This window comes from Mycobacterium sp. E3298 (assembly GCF_001666895.1).
Classification (GTDB): Bacteria; Actinomycetota; Actinomycetes; order Mycobacteriales; family Mycobacteriaceae; genus Mycobacterium.
Map to the genome: position 1 here is coordinate 24,917 of NZ_LZJB01000569.1, position 6,559 is coordinate 31,475.

6 protein-coding genes and 1 pseudogene are annotated in these 6,559 nt (G+C 70.2%); 5 read left to right on the forward strand and 2 right to left on the reverse strand.

Annotated features, from left to right (window positions below; translation table 11 throughout):
• The first annotated feature begins 7 nt into the window (after positions 1 to 7).
• Together A9X05_RS25965 and A9X05_RS25970 are read left to right on the forward strand one after the other, a co-directional pair.
• Positions 8 to 1,171, forward strand: a complete 1,164-nt coding sequence (locus A9X05_RS25965; protein WP_067748134.1) for a lactate 2-monooxygenase — start codon at positions 8 to 10, stop codon at positions 1,169 to 1,171.
• Between the two features lie 33 nt (positions 1,172 to 1,204).
• Complete coding sequence (locus A9X05_RS25970) at positions 1,205 to 2,101, forward strand: tyrosine recombinase XerC (RefSeq protein ID WP_067748132.1); 897 nt, start codon at positions 1,205 to 1,207, stop codon at positions 2,099 to 2,101.
• Positions 2,102 to 2,209: 108 nt separating this feature from the next.
• Here the strand turns inward: A9X05_RS25970 and A9X05_RS25975 are convergent.
• Positions 2,210 to 2,686 (reverse strand): annotated as a pseudogene (locus A9X05_RS25975) (M23 family metallopeptidase); the annotation flags it as partial.
• Between the two features lie 291 nt (positions 2,687 to 2,977).
• Between A9X05_RS25975 and rpsB the strand changes: the two are divergent.
• From rpsB to A9X05_RS25990, 3 genes are read left to right on the forward strand one after another with little or no spacing between them, the layout of a single operon-like run.
• Positions 2,978 to 3,811, forward strand: a complete 834-nt coding sequence (gene rpsB, locus A9X05_RS25980; protein WP_067748127.1) for a 30S ribosomal protein S2 — start codon at positions 2,978 to 2,980, stop codon at positions 3,809 to 3,811.
• Between the two features lie 10 nt (positions 3,812 to 3,821).
• Positions 3,822 to 4,637, forward strand: a complete 816-nt coding sequence (gene tsf / locus A9X05_RS25985) for a translation elongation factor Ts (RefSeq protein WP_067748125.1) — start codon at positions 3,822 to 3,824, stop codon at positions 4,635 to 4,637.
• Between the two features lie 31 nt (positions 4,638 to 4,668).
• A complete protein-coding gene (locus tag A9X05_RS25990) occupies positions 4,669 to 6,075 on the forward strand; it encodes an amidase (RefSeq protein WP_067748123.1) in 1,407 nt (468 codons plus the stop codon).
• Between the two features lie 7 nt (positions 6,076 to 6,082).
• Here the strand turns inward: A9X05_RS25990 and A9X05_RS25995 are convergent, their stop codons facing one another.
• Positions 6,083 to 6,502: a MarR family winged helix-turn-helix transcriptional regulator gene (locus tag A9X05_RS25995; RefSeq protein WP_067748121.1), complete on the reverse strand. Its 420-nt coding sequence runs from the start codon at positions 6,500 to 6,502 to the stop codon at positions 6,083 to 6,085.
• Between the last annotated feature and the right edge of the window lie 57 nt (positions 6,503 to 6,559).

Sequence of the window (6,559 nt, forward strand, 5' to 3'; positions counted from 1 at the left end):
TACTTCCATGGCGCATTTCGGCGATTACCAGAACGAGATCTACTTCCAGGGTCTGGGCGGGGTCGCGCCCGCGCTGCCGATGGCCTTCGCGGAGCTGGAGGCCCGGGCGGAACGGGCGATGTCGCCGTCGGTGTGGTCCTACGTCACGGGTGGCGCCGGCGACGAGCGCACCCAACGGGCCAATCGCGAGGCATTCGACCGCCGGGGCTTGATGCCGCGGATGTTCGTCGGCGCCGCCGAGCGTGACCTGTCGGTCGAGATGTTCGGCCTGACGCTGCCGTCGCCGGTGTTCATGGCCCCGATCGGCGTCATCGGCATCTGCGCTCAAGACGGCCATGGCGACCTGGCCACCGCGCGCGCCGCGGCGGCCACCGGTGTCCCGATGGTCGTTTCCACCCTGACCGCCGACCCACTGGAAGACGTCGCCGCCCAGTTCGGCGACACGCCCGGCTTTTTCCAGCTGTACACGCCCAAGAACCGCGAGCTCGCCGCGAGCCTGGTGCAGCGGGCCGAGGCCGCCGGCTACCGGGGCATCATCGTCACGCTGGACACCTGGGTTCCCGGCTGGCGTCCGCGCGACCTCAGCACGGCGAATTTTCCGCAATTGCGCGGGCACTGCTTGGCCAACTACACCAGCGACCCGGTCTTTCGCGCCGGCCTGGCACGCCCGCCCGAGGAAGACCCGCAGGCCACTGTGCTGCAGTGGATTACGACCTTCGGCAATCCGTTGACGTGGGCCGACCTGCCCTGGCTGCGGTCGCTGACCAAGCTGCCGCTCATCGTCAAGGGCATCTGCCATCCCGACGACGCCCGACGCGCCAGGGACGGCGGCGTCGACGGTATTTATTGCTCGACGCACGGCGGACGCCAGGCCAACGGCGGCCTGCCGGCGCTGGACTGCCTGCCCGGGGTGATCGAGGCGGCCGACGGGCTGCCGGTGCTGTTCGACTCGGGCATCCGCAGCGGCGCCGACATCGTCAAGGCGCTGGCGCTGGGCGCGACCGCGGTGGGGATCGGCAGGCCGTACGCGTACGGCCTGGCATTGGGCGGCGTCGACGGCGTCGTCCACGTGCTGCGTTCGCTGCTGGCCGAAGCGGACCTGATCATGGCGGTCGACGGCTATCCGACACTGAAAGATCTCACCCCGGACACGCTTCGGCGCGTCGACTGAACCGGGTCCCCGGCTCCTGCGAACGTTGCAGGCGTGGAGGCCATCCTCGAGGAATTCGACGAATACCTGTCGCTGCAATGCGGCCGCTCGGCGCACACCCGCCGGGCCTACCTCGGTGACCTGCGCTCGCTGCTGACGTTCCTCGAGAGCCGCGGCGCCGCGCTGGACGGGCTGAGCCTGCCGCTCCTGCGCTCCTGGCTGTCCGCCTCGGCCACGGCGGGAGCGGCGCGCACGACGCTGGCCCGTCGCACGTCGGCGGTCAAGGCGTTCACCGCGTGGGCCGCGCGGCGTGGCCTGTTGGCCGGGGACCCGGCGGCGCGGCTGCAGGTGCCCAAGGCGCACCGCACGCTGCCGGCGGTGCTGCGCCAAGATCAGGCGCTCGACGCGATGGCCGCCGCGAAATCGGGTGCCCAACAAGGTGATCCGATGGCGTTGCGGGACCGGTTGATCGTCGAGATGTTGTACGCCACCGGGATTCGGGTGAGCGAGCTGTGCGGCCTGGACATCGACGACGTGGACACCGGTTATCGGCTGGTGCGGGTGCTCGGCAAGGGCAACAAGCAGCGCACCGTGCCGTTCGGGATGCCGGCCGCCGAGGCGCTGCGCGCCTGGCTCGACGAGGGCCGCCCGGCCCTGGTGACCGCTGAGTCCGGTCCGGCGCTGTTGCTGGGCGCGCGGGGCCGCCGGCTCGACGTGCGCCAGGCCCGCACGGTGGTGCACCAGACGGTCGCCGCGGTGGACGGCGCCCCCGACCTGGGCCCGCACGGGCTGCGGCACAGCGCGGCGACGCATCTGCTGGAAGGTGGGGCCGACCTGCGGGTCGTGCAGGAGCTACTCGGCCATTCCAGCCTGGCGACGACCCAGCTCTACACCCACGTCGCCGTCTCCCGGTTGCGGGCGGTGCACGATCAGGCCCACCCGCGGGCGTGAGCCGGCGATTCCCGGGCGTCACTTCCGCCCCGGCGCCGGGAAGCCCCGAGGCACGAGGGTCCGCCCTCCGGCCGGAGACGGGTGTGGCTGGGGGCACGGCCCGCACGCTCAGCCCCGCAGCGGCTTGAGCCGGATCGGCGTCGATTTCACCAGGCCCAGCGGATCGACGTAATGGGCGCCGGACGCCGGGCCCCACATCGCGCCCCAGTGCAGGCAGGCCGCCGCCCGGCAGCCGGCATGCCCGGGCTCGAGCGAGCCGATCACGGTCCGGGCCGTCACCGGCTGGCCGACCCGCACCGCCGCCCGGACCGGCTCGTAGCTGGTGCGCAGCCCGCCGGGGTGGGCCAGCGACACCACCGGGCGCCCCGCCAGCTGACCGGCGAACACCACCGTGGCGGTGCCCGCCGCGTACACCGGCTGACCAGGGACGCCGGGCAGGTCCACCCCCCGATGCCCCGGCCGCCAGTCCGGGGACGGGGCGTCGAACCCCCGGGCCACGGCGGGCGGCGGGCGCAGCGGCCAGTCCAGGCGGGCGTCGTCCGCACCCGCCGGCGCCGCGCCGAGCACCGTCAGCCACGCCAACAGCCACCAAACCCGTCGCATCGGCTCAGTTGAGTGGGCCACCGGCGCCGTCGCCACTCAGGTGCGGCCGGTGCTGTGCAAAACCACCAGCTGAGTCCGTGTAAACTGCTGGTCGCAGCTCGTTCGCGGGCTGACTTCGCGCGTCCGCCCCGCGTCTCCCGTTCCACTAGGAGTTCGCACCGCGTGCCGGGCGGTCCCCGCCAGGGTTTCCTGGCGAGGTCCGGCATCGCAGCAGGCGCCAGGGCCCGGCTTCACCCGATGCCGGGCGACAACCGACACACGTAAGGCACACGCATGGCCGTCGTAACCATGAAGCAGCTGCTCGACAGCGGCACCCACTTCGGGCACCAGACCCGTCGCTGGAATCCCAAGATGAAGCGGTTCATCTTCACCGACCGCAACGGCATCTACATCATCGACCTGCAGCAGACGCTGACCTTCATCGATAAGGCGTACGAGTTCGTCAAGGAGACCGTCGCCCACGGCGGCACCGTCCTGTTCGTCGGCACCAAGAAGCAGGCGCAGGAATCGGTTGCGGCCGAGGCCACCCGCGTCGGCATGCCGTACGTGAACCAGCGCTGGCTGGGCGGCATGCTCACCAACTTCTCCACCGTGCACAAGCGGCTGCAGCGCCTCAAGGAGCTCGAGGCGATGGAGCAGACCGGTGGCTTCGAGGGCCGCACCAAGAAGGAAATCTTGATGCTGACCCGGGAGAAGAACAAGCTGGAGCGCAGCCTCGGCGGTATTCGCGACATGGCCAAGGTGCCGTCGGCGATCTGGGTCGTCGACACCAACAAGGAGCACATCGCGGTCGGCGAGGCCCGCAAGCTCGGCATCCCGGTCATCGCGATCCTGGACACCAACTGCGACCCCGACGAGGTCGACTACCCGATCCCGGGCAACGACGACGCCATCCGCTCGGCCGCGCTGCTGACCAAGGTGATCGCCTCCGCGGTCGCCGAGGGCCTGCAGGCCCGCGCCGGGGTCGGCCGCGGCGACGGCAAGCCCGAGGCGGAGGCCGCCGAGCCGCTGCCCGAATGGGAGCAGGAACTGCTGGCCTCCGCCGCTGCCAGCGCCCCCACCGACGCCGCTGCGGGCGCACCCGAATCGACACCAGACCCTTCATAGGAAGGCTGACATGGCCAACTTCACCGCCGCCGACGTCAAGAAGCTTCGTGAGCTCACCGGCGCCGGCATGCTCGACTGCAAGAACGCGCTGGCCGAGAGCGACGGCGACTTCGACAAGGCCGTCGAAGCGTTGCGCATCAAGGGCGCCAAGGACGTCGGCAAGCGCGCCGAACGCGCCACGGCCGAGGGCCTGGTCGCCGCCCAGGGCGGCGCGCTGATCGAGTTGAACTCGGAGACGGACTTCGTCGCCAAGAACGCAGAGTTCCAGAAGCTCGCCGACGACATCGTCGCGGCCGCGGCCCAGTCCAAGGCCACCGACGTCGACGCGCTGAAGGCCGCCAAGGCCGGCGACTCCACGGTCGAGCAGGCCATCGCCGACTTGTCGGCGAAGATCGGCGAGAAGCTCGAGCTGCGTCGCGTCGCGTACTTCGACGGGACGGTCGAGGCCTACCTGCACAAGCGGGCGGCCGACTTGCCCCCCGCCGTCGGCGTCCTGGTCGAGTACCAGGGCTCGGATTCCGAGGCCGCGCACTCGGTCGCGCTGCAGATCGCCGCCCTCAAGGCGCGCTTCCTGTCCCGCGAGGACGTTCCTGAAGACGTCGTGGCCAGCGAGCGCCGTATCGCCGAGGAGACGGCCAAGGCGGAGGGCAAGCCGGAGCAGGCGCTGCCCAAGATCGTCGAAGGCCGGCTGAACGGTTTCTTCAAGGACGCGGTGCTGCTGGAGCAGCCGTCGGTGTCCGACAGCAAGAAGACGGTCAAGGCCCTGCTCGACGAGGCCGGCGTGACGGTGACGCGGTTCGTGCGCTTCGAAGTGGGCCAGGCCTAAGTCCCGCGCGAAGGCGGGCTAGCGTCGATTCATGCGACACGTCCATGCGTTCGGCGACGACGCCCTCGGTGATCTCGACGCGGTCGGCCTCGCCCACGCGATACAGGCCGGCTGGGTCAGCAGGGCGGAGGTCGTCGAGGCGGCGATCGCCCGCACCGAGGCCGTCGATCCGGTGCTCAACGGTTTGGCGTATGCGGCCTTTCAACAGGCCAGGGACAGCGCGTCGGGCAGCCCTGCCGACGGCTTCTTCAGCGGGGTCCCGACGTTCCTCAAGGACAACGTCGACATCGCCGGCCAGCCGACGATGCACGGCACCGACGCGTGGACGCCGTGGAATGCCACCTCCGACGGCGAGTTCACCCGGCTGTTCCTGGCCACCGGGCTGGCACCCGTGGGAAAAACGCAGCTGTCGGAATTCGGTTTCAGCGCGTCCGCCGAGCACCCCCGGCTGGGGCCGGTCCGCAACCCGTGGAACACCGACTTCAGTGCCGGCGCATCGTCGTCGGGCTCTGGGGCATTCGTCGCCGCCGGCGTGGTGCCGATGGCCCACGCCAATGACGGAGGCGGATCCATCCGCATCCCCGCCGCCTGCAACGGCCTCGTCGGGCTGAAGCCGTCGCGTGGGCGGCTGCCGCTGGACCCGCACCTGCGCCGGATGCCGGTGGGCATCGTCGCCAACGGTGTGGTCACTCGATCGGTGCGCGACACCGCGGCGTTCTACCGGGAGGCCGAACGCATCTGGCGTAATCCGAAACTGGCGCCGATCGGGGATGTCACCGGTCCCGGCAGGCAGCGGCTGCGAATCGCCGTGCTGACCCGCTCGGTGCAACGGGACTGCAGCCCGCAGGTGCGCGAGCTCACGCTGAAGTCGTCCGGTCTTCTCGAGGAGCTCGGCCACCGCGTCGAATACCTCGAAGAGCCCCCGGTGCCGGCCAGTTTTGTCGACGACTTCGTGTTGTACTGGGGATTCCTGGCGCTGGCCCAGGTCCGCACGGGGCGCCGGATGTTCGGCGCGACCTTCGACCGCAGCAGGCTGGACAGCCTGACCCTCGGTCTGGAGCGCCACACCGCCCGCAACATGCACCGACTGCCGCTGGCGATCATGCGCCTGCGCCGAATCCGTAGGCGCACCGCAAGATTCTTCGGCACCTACGACGTCGTGCTGACCCCGACGCTCGCCGACGAGACGCCCCGCATCGGATATCTGGCACCCACCGATTACCACCAGGTAATCGAGCGACTGATCGACTGGGTCTCGTTCACCCCGCTGCAGAACGTCACCGGTGAGCCGGCGATCTCGCTTCCGTTGGCCCAGTCCGACGAAGGCATGCCGGTGGGCATGATGTTCTCGGCCGACATCGGCCAGGAGGCGCTACTGCTCGAGCTGGCCCACGAACTCGAAGAGGCGCGGCCGTGGGCCCGGATCCAAGCCGCTTAGTCGCCGGTCAGTCGGAACCGAGCTTGTCGAGCATTCGTTTGAACTCGCGCTGCTGACTCTCGGTCAGCTTGGCCAGGATGCGGGCGTCGGCGGTCCGCACCGCGCCTTCGGCGCGTTTGAGCAGGGCGCGGCCCTGGCCGGTGAGCGTGGCGGGCAGCGCGCGGCCGCTGGACACCGACGTCGGGCGCGCCACGGCGCCAATGTCTTCCAGCTTGCGCAGCACCGTGTTCATCGCCTGCGGTGTGACGCCGGCCTGCCGAGACAATTCGGCGCTCGACATCCCCGGAAGGATGGAAAGCATTCGTAGGCAGACGAATTCGGGCAGCGTCAGGCCCAGCGGGCCCAACACCGCGGAAACCTCCGGTCGCAGCAAACTGGCCACCCGGTAGAGCAGGTAACCAAGCGGGGCATCTTCGGCCTGAACCATGTCAATCATCTTGACATATTTCGCCCGGCGGGAGGCGGGGTTCGGCGACGCAAAGTG